At 60.5% G+C, this 21,350-nt stretch carries 27 protein-coding genes; all 27 read left to right on the forward strand.

All coding sequences use genetic code 11. The annotated features are described in order from the left end of the window. The first annotated feature begins 9 nt into the window (after positions 1–9). The 27 genes from IB285_RS10545 to IB285_RS10675 all read left to right on the forward strand — a co-directional run bounded on the left by IB285_RS10545 (position 10) and on the right by IB285_RS10675 (position 21,226). Positions 10–573: a hypothetical protein gene (locus IB285_RS10545; protein WP_190788138.1), complete on the forward strand. Its 564-nt coding sequence runs from the start codon at positions 10–12 to the stop codon at positions 571–573. A 197-nt stretch (positions 574–770) separates the two neighbouring features. Beyond that, positions 771–1,148 carry a hypothetical protein gene (locus IB285_RS10550; protein WP_199803359.1) on the forward strand — a complete coding sequence of 126 codons (378 nt, stop codon included), beginning with the start codon at positions 771–773 and terminating at the stop codon, positions 1,146–1,148. 58 nt (positions 1,149–1,206) lie between these two features. Continuing rightward, the gene (locus IB285_RS10555) at positions 1,207–1,695 is read left to right on the forward strand and encodes a hypothetical protein (RefSeq protein WP_190788139.1); all 489 of its coding nucleotides are present in this window, start codon (positions 1,207–1,209) and stop codon (positions 1,693–1,695) included. Continuing rightward, entirely contained in the window at positions 1,688–3,403 is a 1,716-nt protein-coding gene (locus tag IB285_RS10560) for a terminase large subunit (protein ID WP_190788140.1), read from the forward strand. The genes IB285_RS10555 and IB285_RS10560 overlap by 8 nt, the downstream gene beginning before the upstream one ends. Beyond that, positions 3,400–4,677, forward strand: a complete 1,278-nt coding sequence (locus IB285_RS10565; RefSeq protein WP_190788141.1) for a phage portal protein — start codon at positions 3,400–3,402, stop codon at positions 4,675–4,677. Before IB285_RS10560 ends, IB285_RS10565 begins: the two co-directional genes overlap by 4 nt. After that, the gene (locus IB285_RS10570; protein WP_190788142.1) at positions 4,674–5,369 is read left to right on the forward strand and encodes an HK97 family phage prohead protease; all 696 of its coding nucleotides are present in this window, start codon (positions 4,674–4,676) and stop codon (positions 5,367–5,369) included. Before IB285_RS10565 ends, IB285_RS10570 begins: the two co-directional genes overlap by 4 nt. A gap of 22 nt (positions 5,370–5,391) precedes the next feature. Further along, positions 5,392–6,810 (forward strand): phage major capsid protein, encoded by a 1,419-nt coding sequence (locus tag IB285_RS10575; protein WP_199803360.1) that lies wholly within the window; start codon positions 5,392–5,394, stop codon positions 6,808–6,810. A gap of 64 nt (positions 6,811–6,874) precedes the next feature. Continuing rightward, the gene (locus IB285_RS10580; protein ID WP_190788143.1) at positions 6,875–7,063 is read left to right on the forward strand and encodes a hypothetical protein; all 189 of its coding nucleotides are present in this window, start codon (positions 6,875–6,877) and stop codon (positions 7,061–7,063) included. Between the two features lie 35 nt (positions 7,064–7,098). Next, complete coding sequence (locus tag IB285_RS10585) at positions 7,099–7,665, forward strand: head-tail connector protein (RefSeq protein ID WP_190788144.1); 567 nt, start codon at positions 7,099–7,101, stop codon at positions 7,663–7,665. Between the two features lie 355 nt (positions 7,666–8,020). Beyond that, a complete protein-coding gene (locus IB285_RS10590) occupies positions 8,021–8,239 on the forward strand; it encodes a hypothetical protein (protein WP_190788145.1) in 219 nt (72 codons plus the stop codon). Next, positions 8,236–8,643, forward strand: coding sequence for an HK97-gp10 family putative phage morphogenesis protein (locus IB285_RS10595; RefSeq protein WP_190788146.1), 408 nt, complete (start codon positions 8,236–8,238; stop codon positions 8,641–8,643). Before IB285_RS10590 ends, IB285_RS10595 begins: the two co-directional genes overlap by 4 nt. Then, positions 8,643–9,056 (forward strand): hypothetical protein, encoded by a 414-nt coding sequence (locus IB285_RS10600; RefSeq protein ID WP_190788147.1) that lies wholly within the window; start codon positions 8,643–8,645, stop codon positions 9,054–9,056. The genes IB285_RS10595 and IB285_RS10600 overlap by 1 nt, the downstream gene beginning before the upstream one ends. A gap of 16 nt (positions 9,057–9,072) precedes the next feature. Then, complete coding sequence (locus IB285_RS10605) at positions 9,073–9,510, forward strand: phage tail protein (RefSeq protein WP_190788148.1); 438 nt, start codon at positions 9,073–9,075, stop codon at positions 9,508–9,510. After that, the gene (locus IB285_RS10610; RefSeq protein ID WP_190788149.1) at positions 9,510–9,920 is read left to right on the forward strand and encodes a hypothetical protein; all 411 of its coding nucleotides are present in this window, start codon (positions 9,510–9,512) and stop codon (positions 9,918–9,920) included. The genes IB285_RS10605 and IB285_RS10610 overlap by 1 nt, the downstream gene beginning before the upstream one ends. A gap of 86 nt (positions 9,921–10,006) precedes the next feature. Then, positions 10,007–10,279, forward strand: coding sequence for a hypothetical protein (locus IB285_RS10615; protein ID WP_190788150.1), 273 nt, complete (start codon positions 10,007–10,009; stop codon positions 10,277–10,279). Beyond that, entirely contained in the window at positions 10,272–13,235 is a 2,964-nt protein-coding gene (locus IB285_RS10620; protein ID WP_190788151.1) for a hypothetical protein, read from the forward strand. The genes IB285_RS10615 and IB285_RS10620 overlap by 8 nt, the downstream gene beginning before the upstream one ends. Before the next feature lie 2 nt (positions 13,236–13,237). Beyond that, on the forward strand, positions 13,238–13,843 hold the full coding sequence (locus IB285_RS10625; RefSeq protein ID WP_190788152.1) for a hypothetical protein: 606 nt from the start codon (positions 13,238–13,240) through the stop codon (positions 13,841–13,843). Next, positions 13,840–14,517, forward strand: a complete 678-nt coding sequence (locus IB285_RS10630) for a hypothetical protein (RefSeq protein WP_190788153.1) — start codon at positions 13,840–13,842, stop codon at positions 14,515–14,517. Before IB285_RS10625 ends, IB285_RS10630 begins: the two co-directional genes overlap by 4 nt. After that, positions 14,517–14,930: a DUF6950 family protein gene (locus IB285_RS10635; protein WP_190788154.1), complete on the forward strand. Its 414-nt coding sequence runs from the start codon at positions 14,517–14,519 to the stop codon at positions 14,928–14,930. The genes IB285_RS10630 and IB285_RS10635 overlap by 1 nt, the downstream gene beginning before the upstream one ends. Further along, the gene (locus tag IB285_RS10640) at positions 14,923–17,982 is read left to right on the forward strand and encodes a phage tail protein (RefSeq protein WP_190788155.1); all 3,060 of its coding nucleotides are present in this window, start codon (positions 14,923–14,925) and stop codon (positions 17,980–17,982) included. The genes IB285_RS10635 and IB285_RS10640 overlap by 8 nt, the downstream gene beginning before the upstream one ends. A gap of 156 nt (positions 17,983–18,138) precedes the next feature. Further along, a complete protein-coding gene (locus tag IB285_RS10645; protein WP_190788156.1) occupies positions 18,139–18,516 on the forward strand; it encodes a hypothetical protein in 378 nt (125 codons plus the stop codon). Next, positions 18,513–18,773: a hypothetical protein gene (locus IB285_RS10650; protein WP_190788157.1), complete on the forward strand. Its 261-nt coding sequence runs from the start codon at positions 18,513–18,515 to the stop codon at positions 18,771–18,773. The genes IB285_RS10645 and IB285_RS10650 overlap by 4 nt, the downstream gene beginning before the upstream one ends. A gap of 49 nt (positions 18,774–18,822) precedes the next feature. Next, positions 18,823–19,392, forward strand: a complete 570-nt coding sequence (locus tag IB285_RS10655) for a hypothetical protein (RefSeq protein ID WP_190788158.1) — start codon at positions 18,823–18,825, stop codon at positions 19,390–19,392. A gap of 2 nt (positions 19,393–19,394) precedes the next feature. After that, positions 19,395–19,661 carry a DUF7940 domain-containing protein gene (locus tag IB285_RS10660; protein ID WP_190788159.1) on the forward strand — a complete coding sequence of 89 codons (267 nt, stop codon included), beginning with the start codon at positions 19,395–19,397 and terminating at the stop codon, positions 19,659–19,661. Continuing rightward, the gene (locus tag IB285_RS10665) at positions 19,648–20,178 is read left to right on the forward strand and encodes a lysozyme (RefSeq protein WP_190788160.1); all 531 of its coding nucleotides are present in this window, start codon (positions 19,648–19,650) and stop codon (positions 20,176–20,178) included. The genes IB285_RS10660 and IB285_RS10665 overlap by 14 nt, the downstream gene beginning before the upstream one ends. Continuing rightward, complete coding sequence (locus tag IB285_RS10670; protein WP_190788161.1) at positions 20,175–20,840, forward strand: hypothetical protein; 666 nt, start codon at positions 20,175–20,177, stop codon at positions 20,838–20,840. Before IB285_RS10665 ends, IB285_RS10670 begins: the two co-directional genes overlap by 4 nt. Positions 20,841–20,851: 11 nt before the next feature. Next, positions 20,852–21,226, forward strand: coding sequence for a hypothetical protein (locus IB285_RS10675; RefSeq protein WP_190788162.1), 375 nt, complete (start codon positions 20,852–20,854; stop codon positions 21,224–21,226). The last annotated feature ends 124 nt before the right edge of the window (positions 21,227–21,350 follow it).

The following is a 21,350-nucleotide window of genomic DNA, read 5'->3' on the forward strand; positions in this document are numbered from 1 at the left end:
ATTGAGAAAATGAGCGAATTTGGTGCCTTCCGTTTCCCTTCCGTGGGCGGTGTCGCGGCCCCTCCGAGCGCCGATGCGATGGAAGGGATGCTGATTGCGTGGCACGAGCTGTGGTGGCGCACGCCGGGGGACGGTGCCTCTCCGTTTGCCAAGGACGGACCTTGGCATCTCGCTCAGCGTGAGGTCGGCGATATTGCGGGATCGTATTCGGTGACGCTGATCGAGACCGATGCGGGCAAGCTGCTCGAGGTGCGCAAGATTGACTCGCCTCGCCCTCGCCCATCGCTGCGGACGCGCGAGGTGGCGGTTCGCGATGCGGTGGACGCGTGGCTGGAGGCCCTGCCCGAGCCGATCGACCGCGCGGTGCTCGTCCAGGCATCGAAGTGGAAGTATCGCGGGCAGGATCAGGTGCCGTGGGGGAAGGTGAAGGCGCGGCTTGGCTACGATCGATCGGCGCGGCGGCTTGCCGGGCGGTATCGCGAGGCGCTGTGCAAGCTGGTTTGCCGGGCGAACGGGGTGCCGGAGCGGCATTGGCGCGGGCTTATGGCGCGCGAAGCAGTCTTGGCGGTGTGATGTTCCTTAGCGCGGCGCGGCGAGAAAGCTAGGGTTGCGTCGCTGTCAAGTGCGGAATGCGGGCTCCGTAGCAAATAATGCGTTTCGGCTCCGTAGCTGTGGCGGGGTATCCCGAGATTATCCTGATCGCTTGGTGCTTGGGCCTCGCTGATCGGGAATTTGAGGGTTCCTCCCTTGTGACGAGGTCGGTGCGGGCCATGCCGATGAACGCGCCGACCTCAACGGAGGATGGCTTGGGACGGTTGAAGCAGATGTCGGCGCGGTTGGCGGGATTGCCGCCGAGGGTGCGCGCGCTGCCGAAGGTGGCCGAGCGTTTCTACACCTCGCCCGAATGGAAAGATTACCGCAAGCGTCACCGAGCCTGGACGGTCGCACAGAAGGGTGGATGCTGGTGCTGCGTTTGCGGAGCGAGTGGGCGGTTGATCCTCGACCACCGGGTCGAGCGCCGGGATGGCGGGGCGGACTTCCCTCCGTTCGATGAAGCGGACTGGTACTGCACCGGCTGTCACAATGCGAAGACGGCGGAGGCTCGGGCTCGAAGGGCGCGTGCTCGTGTGAAGGCGGGGGGTGGGTGAAAGTTTGGAGGGTCGGCTGCCGAAAAACCGCCGTCCATCTCATTCGGAGATTTTTTCAATGGCGGAAGAAAATTTGGAGACCGACCTGTTCGGCGACCCTGTTTTTCCGCCGAGAGAGGCGCGTGGGCGTCCTGAATTTCAGTGGACCCTTGAGCGGTCCAATCGTGTATTGCTCGCCTTCGCTCGCGGTCTGTCGCTTGGTCAGACTGCAAAACTGATCGACTGCGACGTCAAGACGCTGAAGAAACATTTTTCCCGAGAGGTCGGTCTCAGGCAGACAGCATCTCTTCGGCTTGAAATGCGACAGCTCGAGCGGCTCAACGCCCAGGCCGATGCTGGTAATGTCACGGCCGAAAAGGAATTGGCAAAGCGGATCGAAGTCCTTCGCGTGCGCGATCATATGCTTCGTTCAGACGTGAAACCCGCAAAGGCTAAGCAGCCGAAGCGCGGTAAGAAAGAACAGCGGGTGCACGATGCTCGCTATGCTGCGGCGGGCGACCCGGAGTGGCGTGATTTGGGCTTGATACCGCCGGCCGGACATGGGTGACAGTGCACTGGATTGGGACTTTTCGTGCCCTGATTGGTGGGAGCGGATGCAGGCGGGCAAAAACCTGATTCCTGATCTGCCGCTTGATGAGAAGTTAAAAAACCGCGCTGTCGCGATCTTCAATAAGCTCAAGCTGCCAGATGTTTCTGGAAATCCTCCGATGCGTGAAGCGGCGGGGGACTGGGCTCGGGACATCGTCGCCGCGCTGCTCGGATCGGTCACGGCCGACGGTTATCGCCATGTGCGCAAGTTGCTCTGCATGGTTCCGAAGAAGAATTCGAAAACTACGAATGCCGGCGCGATTGCTGTGACAGCCTTGCTGATGGACGTCGCGCCAAACCAGACATACTACCTTTTCGGGCCGACGCAGGCGATCGCGCAGCGCGGTTTCGACCAGGCGAGCGGAATGATCTTGGCCGATCCGGTGCTGAAAGCGCGCTTCGCAATTCGCGCTCACATCAAGTTGATCGAGGATTTGGTTACTGGCTCGACCTTGCGAGTGCAAACCTTCGACGAGAAGGTGGCGACGGGGGCGATCCCTAAGGGTATCATCGTCGACGAGCTGCACATCCTCGGCAAGGTTCATTATGCCGAGCGGGTGCTGGGGCAGTTATGGGGCGGTATGGTGTCGAAACCCGACGCCTTCATGCTGCTTATTACGACACAGAGCGATGAGCCGCCGGCAGGTGTATTCAAGGCTGAGCTCGATCTGGCGCGCGGCATTCGTGATGGACGGATCACTGGCAAGGCGGCGGTGACCTTGCCCGTGCTCTATGAATTGCCCGAGGACGTGCAAACAGACCCTGATCAGCCGTGGCGCAACACAGAAATATGGCCGCTTGTGCTGCCCAACCTTGGCCGATCGGTTCGCCTCGACCTGCTCGAGCAGCAATTTGCCGAAGCGATCGAAAAAGGTGATGCCGAGCTTGCCCGCTGGGCAAGTCAGCATTTGAACATCGAGATAGGTATGGGCTTGCATTCGCAGCGCTGGCGCGGTGCGGATTACTGGCTTGGCGGTGCGGAGGAAGGTCTCACGCTCGACGATTTGCTTGTTCGTTGTGAAGTGGCGGTGATCGGGATCGATGGTGGTGGCCTGGACGATCTGACCGGCGTCGATGTGCTCGGCCGTGAACGCGAGACGGGGCACTGGCTATCCTGCTCGCGGGCATGGGTGATGCGAGAGGTTCTGGATCTTCGCAAGGACATCGCGCCGCGGCTTCGCGACTTCGAGGCGGCAGGGCATCTGACCTTGTGCGACGGTGCGACTGAAGACGTCGAGGGCGTCGCGGCGGTTGCAAAGCAAGTTCTTGAGAGCGGCTTGCTGCCCGACCGTGGCGCGGTCGGTCTTGATCCGCTGGCCGTCGGCGGTCTGGTTGATGCGCTGGTCGGCGCTGGTCTGGAAGATGAGCAGTTGGTGGCGATCGGGCAGGGGTTCAAATTGTCGAGCGCGGTGTGGACTGCCGAGCGCAAGCTGCGCGATGGCACGCTGCGGCACGACGGATCCGACATGATGAATTGGTGCGTCGGCAACGCGAAAGCGGAGCAGCGTGGCAATGCGGTTTACATCACCAAACAGGCGGCGGGCAAAGCGAAGATCGATCCGCTCGTCGCCCTGTTCAATGCGGTTAAGCTGATGGAGCGCAACCCCGTGGCGGGCGATGGCGGCCTTTCGACGGACGAATGGATAGCGGGGATGCGAGCGGCATGACGGGTTATCGCCTTTCCGCCCAGGCGGCTGCGCTTGAGGAGAAGCAGCAGCGCCAGCTGACCAAGCCGCGTAAAGCGGTGACGTTCGGACAACGTCGCGAGGCGGCCTATTCGGACGGTAACAATTTCCGCACTAACCGGGTTACGGTCGCGGACTACATGGACCGGATTGGGCGGATCAATCCGCTCGGGCTGTCGGCGACGTTTGCTTGTGTGAACCTGATCGCGGGGACGCAGGCCAGCCTTAAGGTCGGAGTTTATGTGCCGGACGAAAACGGAGTGAAGCGCGAAGACCGAGCGCATCCGCTTCACTGGCTGCTCTCGATGGATCCGAATTTCGACCAAACCGCTTACGAATTCATCGAGTTCATAGGAGCGAGCCTAGAGCTTCATGGCAATGCGTATGCGCGAATTTATCGATCAGGCAGCCGCGTTGTCGCGCTTGAGCCCGTCCGTCCGGATATCGTTCGCGTTCGTCGCCGCGACGATGGGGCGCTGGAGTATGAGTGGACTGCAGACGCTCAGCGGATAGTCGTGAGACAGGCCGAAGTGCTCCATATCCGCGGATTCGGGGGCAATGCTCTGGGCGGCGCTTCGACACTGTCGATGTGCGCAGGCGCGTTTGGAAGTGCGATGGATTCGAGCGCAAGCGCGCGGGCTATTTTCGCCAACGGCGTGCGTCCTAGCGGCATACTTGAAACTGAGACTGCGCTGTCTGGCGACCAGCGCGCCGAGCTCGAAGCGTTGTTGCAAGAGAAGTTTGTCGGCGCGGTCAATTCCGGCAAGCCGATGCTGCTCGACAACGGACTTAAGTGGAGCGCGCTTACGCTCAATCCGGAAGACGCGCAGCTGCTCGAAAGTCGGAAGTTCGACGGTGAGGAAATCTGCCGGATTTTCGGCGTGCCGCCAGCGATGGTTGGATACGGCGACAAGGCCTCCAACTGGGGTACAGGCAAAGAGGTCGACGTGCTCGGCTTCATTAAATTCGCGCTGCGCAAGCGGTTGCGGCGGATCGAGCAGGCGTTGATGAAGCAGCTGCTGACGCGCACAGAGCGACAGGCAGGTGTCACAATCGAGTTCAACCTGGAAGGATTGCTGCGCGGTGACAGTCGTGGTCGCGCCGAGTTTTATCAGATCATGGTTCGCCTTGGGCTTATGACGCGCAACGAAGCCCGCGCGAAAGAGAACCTGCCGCCAATCGAGGGCGGCGATGTTGCGATGGTGCAAATGCAAGACGTGCCGCTTGCCGATGCAATCGACGGAGACAAGGAATGAAGACGAAGCAGGGCATGCCGGTCCTTCGTGTGAAGGACTTCGGTGATAACGGCACGTTCTCGGGGTATGGCTCGATCTTCGGTAACGTCGACAGCTACGGTGACATCGTCGAGCGCGGCGCGTTCGTCACCTCGCTTTCCGAGCACGAAGAGCGTGGCGGAATGCCAAAGCTGTTTTGGCAGCACGATCCTTGGCAGCCAATCGGCAAGTGGTTGGCGATGGAGGAGGACGAGACCGGCCTACGAGTCGAAGGTCAACTGAATATGGAAGTTCAGCAGGGTCGCGAGGCGTATGCATTGCTCAAGGCCGGTGACATTGACGGGCTGTCGATTGGATACCGCGTGCGCGAGAGCGAGCGCGATGAGGACAGCGGACACCTCTTGTTGAGAGAGATCGACCTGATTGAAGTGTCGGTCGTTTCGCTTGGCGCTAACGACAAGGCGCTGGTCAGCGCTGTGAAAAACATTCGGGCGGCAGGCTTGCCGTCCCTTCCAGAATTCGAAGGGTTCCTGCGGGAGGCAGGCTTTTCGAAGACCGAGGCCACCGCAATCGCGGGTAACGGCCTTGCTCATCTGCTCCGGAGCGAGTCCGGCGGAAACCCTGAACCCGACGAGGCCGAAGCCTTCCTTGCTTCTCTGGCGGAAGCAATGGGCGACGCGCCGATCGTCGACCTCACTGGCGAGCCCGACTGAGCTCGTAATCGGAGATCATAGAATGAAACTGCACTCCCTTTTTGCGGGAGCGTTTGCTCTCGCGTGCGCAATTGCCGCATCTTTCGTCGGCGCAGACCCAGCGTTCGCTGCCGGCGGCGAGCTTATTGCTCCATCGCTCGGCTTGGCCGGCGCCATCGCCGCTGCAGGATTCGGATCCCAACTTACCGCAGCGGAGCGCCGAATGGGGCGCCTCATGCGCGCGCCAGACCATAGCGCTACGCAAAGCAACCGGAAGAAAACGGCTGCCGAGCTGGCGGCCGAGATGAAGGCGTCGTTCGACCAGTCGATCGACAAGGTCAAGGAAATGGCTGAAAAAGCGCTCGCCGAGGCTGAGAAGGGTGTCAAGCTGTCCGAGAAGGACAAGGGCGACATCGACGAAGGCCTGGCCGCGATGAACAATCTTAAGGGTCGTTTCGAAGATCTTGAGCAGAAGCTGGCTCGCGACAAAAGCAAGCACACCGGCCCGCAGAGCGCCGGTCGCCGCTTTATCGAGAGCGAAGCCTTCAAGGCGTTCGCTGCCGAAACCCGCCCGCGCGGCCGCGTGATCGAAGATGTCAAGGACATCTCCTCGCTCACGACCGACGCAGCCGGTTCCGTCGGCGCGCTGGTCGATCCCGACCGTTCGCCCGCTCCGGTGATGCAGCCCAACCGCCGCATGACGATTCGCGGTCTGCTCGCACCGGGCATAACGAGCTCGAATATCATCGAGTACGAGCGCGAGAAGGGCTTCACCAACAATGCTGCTCCGGTCGCGGAAGGTGCGGACAAGCCTGAATCTGACATCCAGTACGAAGACAAGACTGCTCCTGTCCGTACGATCGCGCACTGGATGCGCGCCAACGTGCAGATCCTAGCGGATGCCCCGGCGCTGCAGTCGATGATCGACGGCCGCCTTCGTTACGGCCTCGCCTTCGTCGAAGAGCAGCAGCTCCTCAACGGCAGCGGGACCGGCGAGAATATTGAAGGTCTCGTCACAGCTGCGACCGAATACGCAGCGCCAAGCGGCCTGACTGCGGACCAGCAGATCGACACGGTTCGCCTTGCGATGCTGCAGGTGACGCTTGCCGAATATCCGGCGAACGGGATCGTGATGAACCCGATCGATTGGGCGGTGATCGAGACGCTCAAGGACGGCGACGGTCATTACCTGATTGGGAACCCGCAGGGTGCAATCGGCGCGCAGCTGTGGAACCTGCCAGTCGTACCTACGCAGGCATTGACAGAAGACAAGTTCCTGGTCGGCGCGTTCGACCTCGCAGCGCAGATCTTCGATCGTCAAAACGCGACTGTCGAAGTGTCGACCGAAGACGGCGATAACTTCCGGAAGAACAAGGTGACGATCCGCGCAGAGGAGCGCCTGGCGCTTGCGATCTACCGTCCGGAAGCGCTGATTTACGGCGACTTCGGTCGGGTCGCCTGATCGGGTTGGCGACACAAAAAGCGGGGCGGCTGCGGTCGCCCCGCTTTATTGAAAGGGAATGCAAATGGCTGACATCACAGCGCGGCTCATCAAGCCGCTCGACGGCGATCCGATCGGCGCGAAGCGCACATTCTCACAGGCCGACTTCGACCGGCTCGAACGGCAGGGTGCGGTGGAAAAGTGGTCGACCAAGGCCGCCAGCAAACCGAAGAACAAAGCGGCGCAGAAGCCGCAGAACAAGTCTGCCGACTGAAACGCGATGCGCGCTGTGCGCCCGGGGAGTGAGTGATGCGATTTGAGCTTGCGCCACTCGACCTCCCCGCCGTCTATGGTGAGAGCGTAGTTTCACTTGCGGACCTCAAAGTGCATTTGCGGGTCACCCACGATGACGAGGATGCGCTGATCGAAATCTATCGTGATGCAGCGGTCGATATGGTCGAGCGGTATTGCGGGGTTCGGCTTGGCGAAGTGACCGGCGTCGAGTGGCGCGCGGAGCGGCTTGACGATGTTCTCGACCTTGGGGTCTGGCCGGTGACTGGATTGACCTCGATCGTGTACCTCGACAGCAATGCGGGCGATCAGACTGGCGAAATCGCCGATTGGCGGATCCTCCAGCGTGGCCGAATTGCGCTCAAGCCTTCGAAATCATCGCCAAGCGATGTGGCAGCGGGTGTGGTCATCACGTTCGATGCGGGCTTCGGCGACGACAATCGGCCGGCGGCGCTGGTACAGGCTGTGAAGCTTTTCGCGGCGCATCTCTACATGAACCGCGAGGCGGTCGGTGCGATGCAAAGTGGAGAAGTTCCGCTCGCCTTCCGCACGCTTTGCGGCGCTTACAGAATGCCGCAGATCTGATGGGTATCGGGACGGACTAGATGAGCCAATCGACAGCGGCAGGTAGGCGCGATCGCAAGATACGTTTCTACAAACGGGCAAGCGCAAAATCTGCAAGAGGCTCCATGATCCAAGGGGGAGCACAAGAGATCACCGCCGCGTTTGCGAACGTCAACTACGGTACAGGCGCGGAGCGCCGGCGCGCCGGATCAGAAAATTCAGTGATTGGCGCGACTGCTAGACTGATCTCAACCGAAAAAACACAATCAATCAACTCTGAATGCTTCGCAGAGCTGGACGGCTCCACATGGAACGTCACCGGAAATGTTCCTTACGGCCGGCGAGAGCGCGATATCACACTAACCAGGAGAGGCTGATGACCAAACCAAACGCAAAAGCAGGTGACCTACGCGACGTCAAAGTGAAGGCACTGCGCCCACATGCCAACCCGCACGGCGATAAGTATCACAAGGTGAAGGGCGATAAGTACATACATCCGCGTCCTGCAGCGGATCACGGCGCCGGGCTGGTCGAGATCGTCACGGAAGAAGCGAAGAGCGCGCCAGCGAAATCGGCTTCGACCAAAACGAAGTGAACTTCCGCCTCGACGGTCTCGTCGAGATGATCGCGACGGTGCAGCGCATCGCCAAGCCGGTGAATGACGAGCGTATCGGCGAAAACGCGGCCGCCGCGCTTGAACCGATCGCAGAAGAGGCCCGCCGGCTCGTCCCGAAAGACAGCGGCGACCTGTATCAGACGATCGGAGTCAGCAACGAGCTCGCAGACTACGAGACAGACGGGAAGGCCGTGTTCGTTGGCGTTCTGCGCGCGGGCGCGGATAACGGTTACGCGCACGTATTCTACGCGCATTTCATCGAGTTCGGCACGGTGACCAACCGCGCGCAGCCATTCATGGCGCCAGCGATCTTCAAGTACCAGGACCTGGTGTTCGACATTCTTGCCGTGAAGGTCGGTGAGGACATTCTCGGAGCGATTTGATGGAAGATGCAGCGCTCGCGCGGATCCGGGCTCATGCCGGAGTCGTGCAGGTTGCGGGCGTGTTCAACGGTGAGCCTGCGATCGATTACGACGAACGCAAGTCGGACGATCCTTCCGCATTTCCAGCGGCGATCCAGACCATGGTTGCCGGCACAAAGAACTACAGCCAGGGCGGCCCGATTGGATCACGAACATCGCGCATGCGCTGGGAGTGTTTTTCGATCGGCAGTTCCGATGGCGCAAAGGCCCTTGGGGACCAGATCATTGCGGCAATGGAGCCTCCTGCCACGATTGGACCAGTGCGGTTCGGGCATGGCTTTTTGAGTTTCGAGCGGACCTATCCGCCGGAAACAGTCGGTGAACTGCGGATTTTTCGCCGCATCATCGACATGGACATAACAGCTACATACTGATGAAAAGGAGGCCTCTATGGCCGTAGGCGACGGTGTAATCAGCACCGGCGGAATGGAGCTGCACCTGACTAACGATCAGGGCACTCTCACGAAGCTGGCGAACGTCAAGAATTTCAACGACCCCGGTCTGACGATCGAGAAGCAACAGACGACCAACCAGGACAGCGGTGGCACTCACACCTACAAACCTGGCATGGCGGATGTGCCTGAATTCGTCGCCCGGATCGGCTACGAAATCGGCAGCCCGACCGACCTCTTGATCCGGGAGCATCTCGCATCGCGCGAAGTGCGGCCGTTCAAGATCGTCGTTCCCGAGGAGGACGGCACGACGCAGGACGGCACTGGCACGATCTTGCTGCTTGGGTACGTTCCCGACGACGGGGCACTGGGAAGCGAGCGCATCGCGACGCTTACCGGTCAGCCTTCCGTTCTCTCCTACGCTGACAGCGTCTAATGGCAGAGGCAGCTAGTCCCGCCGATTGGTTCGGCGAAGCGTCATTTACGTATGGCGGAGAGACGCTCACGATCACTTTCGAGAACATGGCGCTTCTCGAGGCCGAGGGCGTCATCGGTGAATCAATCGCGGACTGGCTGCCCGAGCTGCACGCGACGATCAAGGCTGGCCGCAATCCGCAGCTGCGCCACATCAGCGCGCTGATTTACGGCGGGCTGAAGATCAATCATCCGGGCATCAGCCAGAAAGACGTGGTCGCCATGGCCATGTCGAAGGATGCCGGCATGATCGATGCGGTCAAACGGGCGCTTGTTTCGATCGAGATCCCTGAAGATGCAATGGCAGAAGTGGGAAACGCGTCGGCGCGCGCAGGAAATCGTCAGCAGAGACGGGCGGCGAAGAAGAAGTAGGCTGGTGTTGGACCAGTTTCTTCAAAGCATGGTGCCAGGCTGGTTTCGAACCGCAGCTGTTCTGGCGCCAGACCATTCGAAGCACTGTGATTGCGCTGCAGGGCGCTGGCGCGCGTAACGAGGCCAATCGCCGCATCGCCATGACGGCCGGATACCTTTCAGGGGTGCTTTCCGGCTGCGATCCGCAGTCTGCGCCGTCGCTCGAGGACATCCTCGATCCGGTTTCAGACGATGCGGCGGCCATCAACGAGAACGTGGATCCTTCGCAAAATGCCCGGGCATGGGTCGCGACGCTGAAGGCTCTCAACAAAACGGCCGCGCGAAAATCGGGCAGCCAGAAGGAAGGTGAGAATGCGTGATCGCAGTATTGCCGACCTGAAAGCATCGCTCACTTGGGATATCGACGATTTCGAGCGGGGCACCGCTGATATCGATATAGGCCTGAAAAACCTGCTCGGCCGTGCCCGCGATCTGGGCGAACGCTTTCGCACGGTCGGCCGCGATATCACGAAGTACTTCACAGTACCGCTCACTGCAGCCGGCGCAGGACTCGCAGCGATGGCCAAAGGTGCGGCCGACGATCTGAAAGCGATGGGTAATGCCGCGCGCCTTGCGGGTGAGGATTTCGACCGGTTCCAGCAGCAGGCTCATGCCGCGCGGAGTGTCGGCGTCGAATACGAAAAGCTCGGCGATATCTTCAAGGATACGCGCGACAAGGTGGGCGATTTTCTTGCAACCGGGCAAGGCGAGCTCGCAGACTTCTTCGAAAACATTGCGCCGAAAGTCGGCGTCACCGCTGAGATGTTCAAAGAGCTGTCCGGCAAGGACGCTCTGCAGCTCTATTTCAATTCGCTGCGGCAGGCGAATGTGAGCTCTGCCGAGATGGTGTTCTATCTCGAATCCATCGCCGACGAGGCGAGCGGGCTGACGCCGCTGCTCGAGGCCAACGGAGCGGAGTTTCGCAAGCTGGGTGAAGAGGCGCAGGTTTTCACGCCTGACCAAGTCGCATCTCTTCTCGAGTACAAGGAAGCGCTGCGCGAGATCGGAATTGCCTTCAAGCGCGTCATCGCCGCAGCGGTTGACGCCGGCCTGATCGATATGCTCACGAAGCTCACGGAGAAAATCGTGAGCTGGATCGAGCATCTGGCGGAGACAAATCCGGCATTGCTCCGGTTCGCTGCAGGAGTTGCTGTTGCCGTCGCAGCGATCGGGCCGCTGATCACAGTATTCACGACCTTGGCGGTTGTGATTCTGCCGCTTTTCCTCGCCAGATTAGGTCCCGTCTTTCTGGCTCTCTCGGTCATCATCAACCCGATCGGCACGCTCGCCGTTCTTCTAGCAAGGATGGTCAGGCAGTTCGTGTCGTTTACCCGGGTGAGCGGCGGAGCTCTTGGCGCACTGAGCAGGCTAATTGCGCTCGTGGTGCGCCTCAATCCCGTAACTTCGGCACTTTCCGCGATCTTCCTACTGTTCGGCGACAATGTCGTCGATGCGCTTGGGCGCGTGTGGGAGCGAGCGAAGGAGGTCCTTGGCCCGGCATTCAACCAGCTGCTCGACGCGGTCTCTCGCGCGATCGACATGGTCAGCGAAGCCTTTACCAGACTGGCCAACTCTGAATTCGGTCAGTTCATTGGCGAGATCATGGAGCAGCTCGGCCGCCTAATCGAAGTGCTGGTCGAGATCGGTGGCAGCGCCGTAGTCACTGCCTTCGGCATTGTGATCAATTTGATCAGCACAATGGTCGATTATTTCACCGACGCGGTAAGAATCATCGATCTGCTGCTTCGCGGCGAATGGGGCGCGGCTTGGGACGCAGCAGGTGAGGCTGTCGACCGCGCTGTCGCAAACATGGTCGGCCGGCTGCAGCTGCTGGTCGACTGGCTACATGACGCACTCGCTTTGCTCGGAATTCTGGAAAAGCGCGAGCGGCAGGGGGCGGCCGGCGGCGCAGCACTGGACAATCTCGAGAACAATTCGATCGACGAAATCATCTCGGCGAGCGGCGTCGCATATAACGGGCCGCAGGCAGGCGATCCCTACGAGCTTCCAGAGGATGAAAAGGGCGGCCGCAAACGCAAGACCGGACCGACCGCGGAGGAGCTTGCCGAGCGCCGCGAGGAGCTTGCTTTCGAACATGAGCTGCAAAAGGCGCGCGAGGCGGACGATATCGAGCGGATCCGCGCGCTTGAGCGCCAGGCCGAGCTGAAAGCCAGGATCGAAGCTTACGAAGACGCAGGCCTGGAGAACGCGGATGCCAGGCTGAAGGCGGAGCAGGAGCTTGTCGAGCTGGATGAGGTCCGCCGGATCGCGCGCAACGAAGCTCTGACCTCCGATCAGCTGCAGCTGCAGCTGCAAGAAGCGCGGCTTCGCAACGACCATGAGGGCGTGCGATCGCTCGAGCAAGAATTGTTCCTCGAAGAGGAGATCGAGGATCTGCGCCGCCGCGGGCTCGACGCAGCGAAAGCGGAAGAGATCGCGGTAGAGCGCCTATTGCGGCTCGAGGACGCGCGCGCCGACGCAATTGCGCAGCGCATCGAAGAGCAGGAGCGCTCGCGTCAAATCGAGCTTGCGCGGCTGCGCGGTGATGATCCAGAACAGATGAGGTTCCTCGAAGAGAACGACCGAATTGCCAGGCGGATCGAAGATCTGGTCCGGAACGATGACTTGTCTCGAGCTGAAGCCGAAGAGCAGGCACTGCGCGAAGCTTCAGATCGATCGCGAGCATATCTCCAGGGCAACTTCCGGGACGCGTTCCGCGGCGGCCTGCAGTCAGCGCTGGATGGCGACCTCAAGGGCTTCTTCAAGCGCTGGATGGAGGACGCGAGCTTCAACGCACTTTCGCGTGTGCTCGACCGCCTCGCTGACAGTCTGGCCGACCTCGTCTTCAACAATTCGGGTGGCGGCGGGCTTTTCGATATTATCGGCGGGGTACTTGGTCTCGGCGGCGGCAGTGGCGGCTCGCTGCCGAGCACGCCCTCTTCAGGCCAGCCTGGGAGCCTACCAGCTCTCGACAGCGGCGGCAGTTTCCGAATTCGCGGTCTCGCCGGCATCGATCGGAATATCCTTTCTCTCAATGGCTCTCCGGTGGCGCGCGTTTCGGCCGGAGAGATCATGGATGTCCGCAAAGGCTCGAGCGCCTATGGCAGCGGTCGTACCAATGAGCGCCCGCGGGTCGACCTTTACGTTCACCCAAGCGGTGAATTCGACACGCGCGTCGAAGGTGTTTCGGCGAATGTGGTTCGTCAGTCGGCGCCGCAAATCGTCCAGGCGGCCGTCGGTGAAACGCTGCGCCAACTCTCGCGGCCGAAGCTCTGACGATGGCCGAGATCCCGTTCCCCACCAGCGCGAACATCGTGTCGATGCGACTGGAGCTTGATGAGCGGCAGCAGGTGAACCGATCCGAATGGACCGGCAGGCGCAAGGTGACCACTGTCCCGGGAGCGCAGCGATGGTTCGCGCAGTTCAGCACTCACACGATCCACGATCCTGCGGCACGCAAAGACTGGCGAGCCTTCCTGATCGCCCTTCAGGGCGAAGCGAACACTTTCCGGCTCCCGGTAGCCTCGGTCCAACATGCAGGAGCTAACCCATTGATCCGCTCGGCCGGCGCAACCGGCGGCGGGATCATTCCGGTCGAAGGATTGCCGGTCAGCTCAGCCTTTCTCGATGCCGGTGACTACCTGACCGTGCCGCTCCCATCGGGCCATCAACGGCTCGTTATGATCACGGCGGACGTCGTGTCGAACAGTTCGGGGCACGCGAATATTCAGGTCCGCCCATTTCTCAACGAAGTGCCGGCGGCCGGTGCCGTAGTCGAGAGCGTCAATCCTTTCGCCTTGATGGCACTGGCAAGTTCGCGGAATGGCTGGACGCAAAGCCGCGGCGGCCTGGAATTCGAAATCCAAGTCGAGGAAGCGCTATGAGCCGTCCCGATGCGGCCGCCTCCGCGGCGCTCGATGCGGAAGTCATCCGCCCGAAGTTCTTCGCGTTCATGGATTTCGCCAACGAACCCGTACGCGTGAATACGAGCGGAGCGGACAAGACGTTCACCGGGACGGGAGTGGCCGATCTCGATGGCTTCACCTTCTCGGGCATCGACGGCGACCTGGTCGACATCAGCCCCGTGGTTTCCCGGGAAGGGGGCAGCGAACAGATTACGGCGACACTGTCGGGCCTTATCGATCTCGACAACGACATGCTGAACGAGATCGGCGACCGATCAAACTGGCAGGGCCGAACGGTTCGCTTCTGGCGGACCATCCATAACGCCGACGACGTGCAGCAGGGCGGGATCCAGCACTACTACACCGGCTACATGGTCGACCTGTCGATCAAGTCGCGGCCGAGAGAGCAGGTGATCGAGATGATCGTCGAGAGCTACCTCGCGGCTTTTTCCGAACCTTCCAACCGTGATTATGACCAGCAACGATATGATCCGGGCGATCTCAGCTACCGCGCCGGCATCGCGATCGCGAACGGGACCAGCGGCAATCCGATCACGAACAACACTCCGAACTTCGGGCGCAGCACCGGGGTTGGCGGAGGAGGCGCGGGAGGTGGGGGCGGCTTAACCTCGAGGCAGGTGAGCTTCTTCTGATGATCAGACTACCTGACTGGGAAGATCGGCTAGCGCAGCTGCTGGCTGAGCGCCGCTTCATGCCTCACGACTACGGAAGCAACGACTGCGCGCTGTTCGCATCGGACGCCGTCCTGGCGATGACCGGCGTCGATCCTGCGCATGATTTCCGCGGTCGGTACACGACAAAGATCGGATCTGTCAGGGCGCTCCGCTCGATCGGCAACGGCGACCTCGAAAGCACTTTTTCCGCCCGGTTCGATGAGAAACCGGTCTCCTTTGCTCAGCGCGGCGATCTTGTCTTCGACGGCGAGGCCGTCGGCGTCTGCCTCGGCCCGCGCGCTGTATTTGTGGGCGCTGAAGGAGAGCGCGAAGGTCTTGTGTCGCAGGGCGTGCCGGTGATGATCAAAGCCTGGGCTGTCCCGCATGAGTAAGGTTCTCAAAGTCGTCGGCGCAGTTGCCGGCGTCGCTGCAGCAGCCGTCACTGGCGGGCTGAGCCTTGGCCTTTCAGCAAGCCTGCTGGCCGGCGTCAGCACAGCCGCGACGCTCGGCGCCAGTCTGCTCGCGAAGAAACCTCGCGCTCCGCAGGCCTCTCCCGCCGACCGCGATCGCCTGATCGCCAACATCGACACGCGGACGCCGCGCAAGATCGTCTACGGCCGCACCGCGATGGCGACCGACATTCGCGATCAGGAATTCACTGGCACCGACCAGGAGTTCTTTCACCGGTTCGTCGTGGTCGCCGCTCACAAAGTCGGCAGCATCGAGCAGATCTATTTCGACGACAAGCTCGCCTGGACTTCGGCCGGCGGTGTGCAGGGCGAATTTTCGGGCTACCTCACCGTTGCGACGCGCCTCGAGGGCAGCGCGGCCAACGCGATCAATATCAGCTCGCGCATGGGCAGCACCCGGCGCTTCACAGGCCTTGCCTACGTCCACTTTCGCTACAAGCTGACCGGCAACAGCAAAAAGTCGGAAAGCCCGTTCGCCCAGGCCATTCCGACCCGCGTCACGATCATCGGCAACGGTATGCCGATCTACGATCCGCGCAAGGATCCGACTTACGGCGGATCCGGCACGCACCGCTCGGATGATCAAGCGACCTGGGACTGGGGCAGCAACACCTACAGAAATCCTGCACTACAGCTACTGAACCACTTCCTGGGATGGCGCATCAACGGCAAGCTATCGGTCGGCAAGGGAGTGCCGATCGAGCGGATCGACGTCGCCAGCTTCATTGCGGGCGCCAATCTGTGCGATGAGGTAATCGCGCTCGCCGCCGGCGGGACCGAGCCGCGCTACAGAACCGACGGCATCTTCAGTGAAGCGGATCCGATGGAGCTGGTTCTCGACCAGTTCAAATCATCGATGAACGCGACGCTCGACGACGTCGATGGCCAGATCCGGCTTCAGGTCCTGCACAACGATCTCGCACTTCCGATCGCGTCATTCGATGAGAACGACATTCTCGGTGCGGTCGATTGGAAACCGCAGGTAAAGCTCGACGAACAATTCAACATACTGCGCGGGACGTTCACCGATCCGAGCACAAATGCTCTTTACCAGAGCGTCGCCTACCCAGAGATCGAGATCGACAGCAGGGACGGGATCGACCGGGTGGAGACGATCAATTACCCGCTGGTCCAGTCGACGGGGCAGTGCCAGCGCCTGGCGAAGCAGCGCTTGCAGCGCATGGAGTTCAGCGGCCTCTTCAGCGGTGAATTTCAAGCGACGGCCTGGAAGGTCCAGAAGGGCGACGTTGTCGAACTGACATTCGAACCGCTAGGCTTCGACGACAAGCTGTTTCGGGTACTCGATGCCGATGTGAAGACAAATGGCAGAGTTTCGATGCTGCTGCGAGAGGAAGACGCCCTCGTCTACGCTTGGGACCAGGAAGAGTCGGCAGCTGTCGTGCCGGCGCCGCCGGATACCTACGACTACCAGTTAAATCCGCTGTACCTCGATGTCACGGATCCGCGGTACGTCGACGGAACGCGGTTGGAGGACCTTCAGCCTGCAGAACCTGATGCGACGCGCGGCGCGCCCGCTGGCACACCGGTAGCCGGATTGGACGCTGGCGATCTGCTTACCGATCTGCAGAATGCGCAGGCCGACGCCGCACAGTCTAAGATCGATCTCATCAACATCGCTGCCGATGGCATTCTAACGGCGGTCGAGAAGCTGGATGCGCGCGAGAGGCGCGATAATATCTCAGCCGAGTTTCCAATCTGGCGCGACCGCGCGTCGGCGTTTCAGATCACGCAGAGCATTCAAGACAGCTATATCCTGAGCTACAATGAGCTGATCACGTACCTAAACGGCGTCAATGTCGATAGCTCGGTGCAGAACTTCGTTGTGCGTGCCGATTTCATTGCCGCGTTCGTCAATTATGCCACTGCTCGCGAACGGGTGATCGAAGCGCTGACTGAGGAAGCAGCGAAACGGGCCGATATTCCATTCGGCCAAAACTACGCCGTGAATACTGATTTCAGCGCAGGTGTTTCGGGCTGGCGCGGTCAAGGCACAGACTTCGGCGTGAACGCGCCGTTTGGCGCGCTCTCAGGCATTCGCAACACGTTCCAGTACCGGTTCCAAGGCACACCGGCGCTCGGCACCACTGCGATCGCGATGTATCCCGACGCGGTGATCCTCGGAAGCTTGCTGGGCAATCAGTACCGATATGCCCTTCCCGTCGGTCCCGGTGACAAAACTTTCGTGCGAGCATTGCTGGCGAGATACCGCTGCATCAGCCGTGTGCAGCTGCGCGTCTACGACAAGGATGGCAATTTCGTTGAGAGTGTCAGTGCGGCGGGCGGTTTCCTCAATGGAGGGCAGGACGGCGATCCGGACCGATTTGAAGATGTGAGCCTGTTCCGCGTCGTCACCGCTCCAGACGCGGCGTGGGCGACCGTCAACGTGCTCATGGAGAGCACTGGCGAAAATACGCCGGTCATCATTGTTGCGGAGCCAATGATCTGCAAGGTTCCGCAGGATCAAACGGTCGCGCCGATCTACGTGCCCGGCAGGCCCGATCCGAATGCGGATGCCACTGTTGAACAGCCGGTCGTGTCGCGCCTTGATCCAAGTACCGGGCGCGCGCTCAGTCGTCGGATCAATTCTCAGATCATGGCGTCGGGCGTGCTTCAGACAATCAACACCAACCCGCTTACCGGAACGACCAGCGGCAGCTCTTCGACGATCACTATCAACGGGCACACGGTCTTTGACGATGCCGGATCGCTCACCTTTTCGGCGGCATCGATCAGCGGCCTAAATCCGAGCACGCAGTATTACGTCTATGAATCCAATCCTGACTTCGTTGGCGGAGCTCGATCCTACGTCGCCAGCACAAACCGAAACGACATCACCGGTTTCGGGCGGCGCTTTGTCGGAAACATCACCACCCCGGCGTCTGGCGGCGCAAGCACCGGCGGCGGTGGTGGCGGTGCAGGTGGCGGATGGGTCGGCGGCGGATCGATCCCATAACGAGAGGCATCCAAATTGAAGCGGATAAAGAACCAACCCGGCCTTTCCAAAGGACCGGACCGAACAGAGCACGGCTATGATACCGGCGATGATACCTGGCCCCGTGCGCGGCTTCGCATTGTGCCTCTGATTCCGGATGCGGAGGAGCGGCTTGAAATGCCCAACGCAGAGCCAATCCAGCCCCGCATCGAAATCCGCCTGTCGGCCAGCCTGATAGATGCGGGCGGCGGCGTGCTTAAGATCGGCGATCAGCTCATCTTGGGTGAAGAGAGCATTCATACCCGGCAGTTCGATGCCGAGGATACTTTCGACAGTGATGCGTGGATCGATGAGTGCGCAGAGCGCGTCATTGCCGATCTGCTCCGGCAGGCGCGCGGCATCGCTGCTGCGGAGAAGAACGGTCTTATCGGGAAGAAGCATCGTTCACCGAGCCGCGTGAAGGATTCCCGGCAACTTGCGCAAGAGCCGCTCGAGACTGCCGACCCTGAAATTCACGCGCACTACCTGCGCTACAAAGAGGAGAAGAACTCATGAGATGGGTAATGAACCAGGCGATTCACTTTGTCGCCGCGATAGTGATTTTCATGTTGTTCGCATTTGGCGGGCTGGTCGGTGCGGCGCTTGCAGGTTGCGGGCTCGGCATCATCCGCGAGTTCTCCGAAGTCGGCGGCTCTCGCATCGAATTCCATGAAGTTGTTGGCCACTTCAAGCGGCTCGATCCTTGGAGTGACTTAGCGTTCTGGTCGCTCGGTGGATACGTCGCTGCGTTGCTGATTACGTCGCTCGGCTGAGACTACCAATGGCGACTGCGAAAGCCAAAAAAATAAGAAAGGGTCGTGAGTGGCCAACAATACCAATGACCCGGGCAAGGCCACGATCCTTGGTAAACTGGGCGAGAACTCCAAGAACATCATGTCCATTGGAGCGCTTCTTTTCATCGTCCTGCCAATCGTATGGTGGCTAATCGCAGACAACGTTCGGAGCGTCCTCCGCGACTTTCTGATCGAAAGAGAGCCGGAGCAATGCGTCGTCATTCCGTCGGTAGGGCACAACATTCAAACGGCACCGCCAGGCGATTGGGCGACTGTCACATGGCACAATATCGAGCGGCGTAGCGATTGCGGCGTTCCGGAGCTCACCGCCATCGTCGTGAACGGAGACGGTATCTATCACGACGTTCGCACGAGCACATCGGGCGTCATGCTCTCAGAAGGCATCACGCCCGAGCTAAGCTACAAGTTTCAGGTTCCCGAGCGCGCAGCACCGGGCAGGGCATGGTTTCGCGTGACGCTCGATTTTCCAGAGCGCGGCCGCACGATCAACACTCCGCGCATCTTTTTCACGATACCTGAGAGGGCTTCGTTCGGATCGCCCGGTCCGCGCGGTCCGCGAGCAATGGAAGGATTCTAACCATGACCGGCTTCATAGAAAAACATCTCGTGCCCGATTGGAAAGAGAGTTGGAGATACGCCTCCAACCAGTTCACCGTGGCCGTTTCTGCAATTGCCGGTTTCCTGGTGGACCATGTGGCAGAATTCACCTCCCTCTTGGCCTTTATGCCGAGATCATTGCAGCCATTTGGTGGTGTTGGTGTCACCTTAATTCTCGTCATCCTCGGGCTTGGTGGACGTCTTTGGAATCAGCATCGTGACGAGGAGACTAAAGATGGCCAAGACTAGGAACCGCAAGATCAAAGGCGGCAAGCGCGGCTTGGCGGCTGTCACTGCCGTAATGTTGCTCGGCACCGTCACCGCTCTTTGGGAAGGTCGATCGCTGACCCCGTATCGCGATGTGGTGGGAGTTTGGACCGTCTGCGAAGGGGAGACCCGGGTGCAGATGCGGACTCACACCGAAGAGGAGTGCGACGCTCTCTCAAAGGACATGTACCGCGAGTTTCTTGGTTCGGTTGAGCGCGATCTACCTGGCATCCAAGAATGGCCGTACATGCACGCGGCCCATGCTGACATCTCGATCAACATTGGCAAAAGCGCGTTCCGCCGGTCATCGATGCGGCGCAATTATCTCGCTGGCGATTACCGTGAAAGCTGCCGCTCTCACCTGCTTTACAATAAGGCGGGCGGACGCGTCTGGCGCGGACTGGAGCTGCGGCGCAAAGGTGATGCGGGACGGGTCGGTTCTTATGAGCTTTGCCTGGTGGACGCTGTTCGCATGGACCTGACCGGGTGGAAGCCGTGAGCCTTCCATTTCAGCCGCCGCAAATATTGGCAGCGAGTTACGCGATCAAAGGAATCTGGCTTTTGCTCGCGGTGCTGCTGATGCTGTCCGGCTATGTCGGGTGGGCGGTTTCTGTTCATGGCGCACAAATCCGACTTCCCTTGATCGGCACAATCGGTCCGGAAGGTTGGAAGCCGTACGCCGAACGGCTTGAAGGTCAAGTAGTCCGCATTCGTCTGCAGCGCGATCTAGCCAACTCCAATCACCGACAAACCAAAACCAATTACCGCGCGGCGCAGGCCGAGGCTGAGCGAAAGCAGGCCGCCTATGTCGTGCGGGTCGAACTGGAAAAGAAGGAGGCCATCGATGCCGCGACATTTGATTTACGCCGGGATCGTGAGCGTATTCGCGCTCAGTATCGCCGCTTGCTCGACGACGCCCGATCCGGAGCCGGAGGCTACGCTACCGGTGAGACCGGAGACTTGCGATTGCCCGGAGACGCCGGAGATCGATCCGTCATTGCTGAAGCGACCGGTTGTTACGGACTTTCTGGAACCCGGCCCGTCGCCGTCCAGCTCAAATGCGACCAGATCGCAAGCGACCAAGCCGCGCAATTGAATGCGCTTATCGACGCGGTGGATGGGATCGCCGCGGCCGAACAACCAATTTCTGAAACACCATAGGAGAAGAGACGATGGCAAAATCTGTAAGCAACACGGTGCTTGACGCCGCTCTGCAGCACATAATCGATAACGCGACGCGGATGGTCGCATGCTCTCAAGAGCCAGCCAATTACACAGAGGCGAACAGCACCTATGCTCTTGCCGATGTGACCATGGCGCCCGGTGACTTCGCTATCGCAGATGGCGACAGCTCGGGCCGTAAACTCACGGTGGCCGCAAAAGCCGGTGTTGCTGTCGACACGACAGGAAACGCCAATCACGTCGCTCTGCTTGATGTGACGGGCACCGAATTGCTCTATGTCACCACGGCTCCGTCTCAAGGCGTGTCAAGCGGCGGCACTGTCGACTTCGGCACTTGGGACATCGAAATCGCCGACCCGACCTAAGCGGCGACTGATCAATGACGTTCCCCACACTCGTCAACCGTTTCGTTGGCTTTGCCAGCTCCGGCACGATCAGTGTGGGGCTCACCGGCGTCCTCGAGGGCGATTTGCTGGTCGCCACCGTTTT

This window comes from Erythrobacter rubeus, assembly GCF_014705715.1.
Taxonomy (GTDB): domain Bacteria; phylum Pseudomonadota; class Alphaproteobacteria; order Sphingomonadales; family Sphingomonadaceae; genus Erythrobacter; species Erythrobacter rubeus.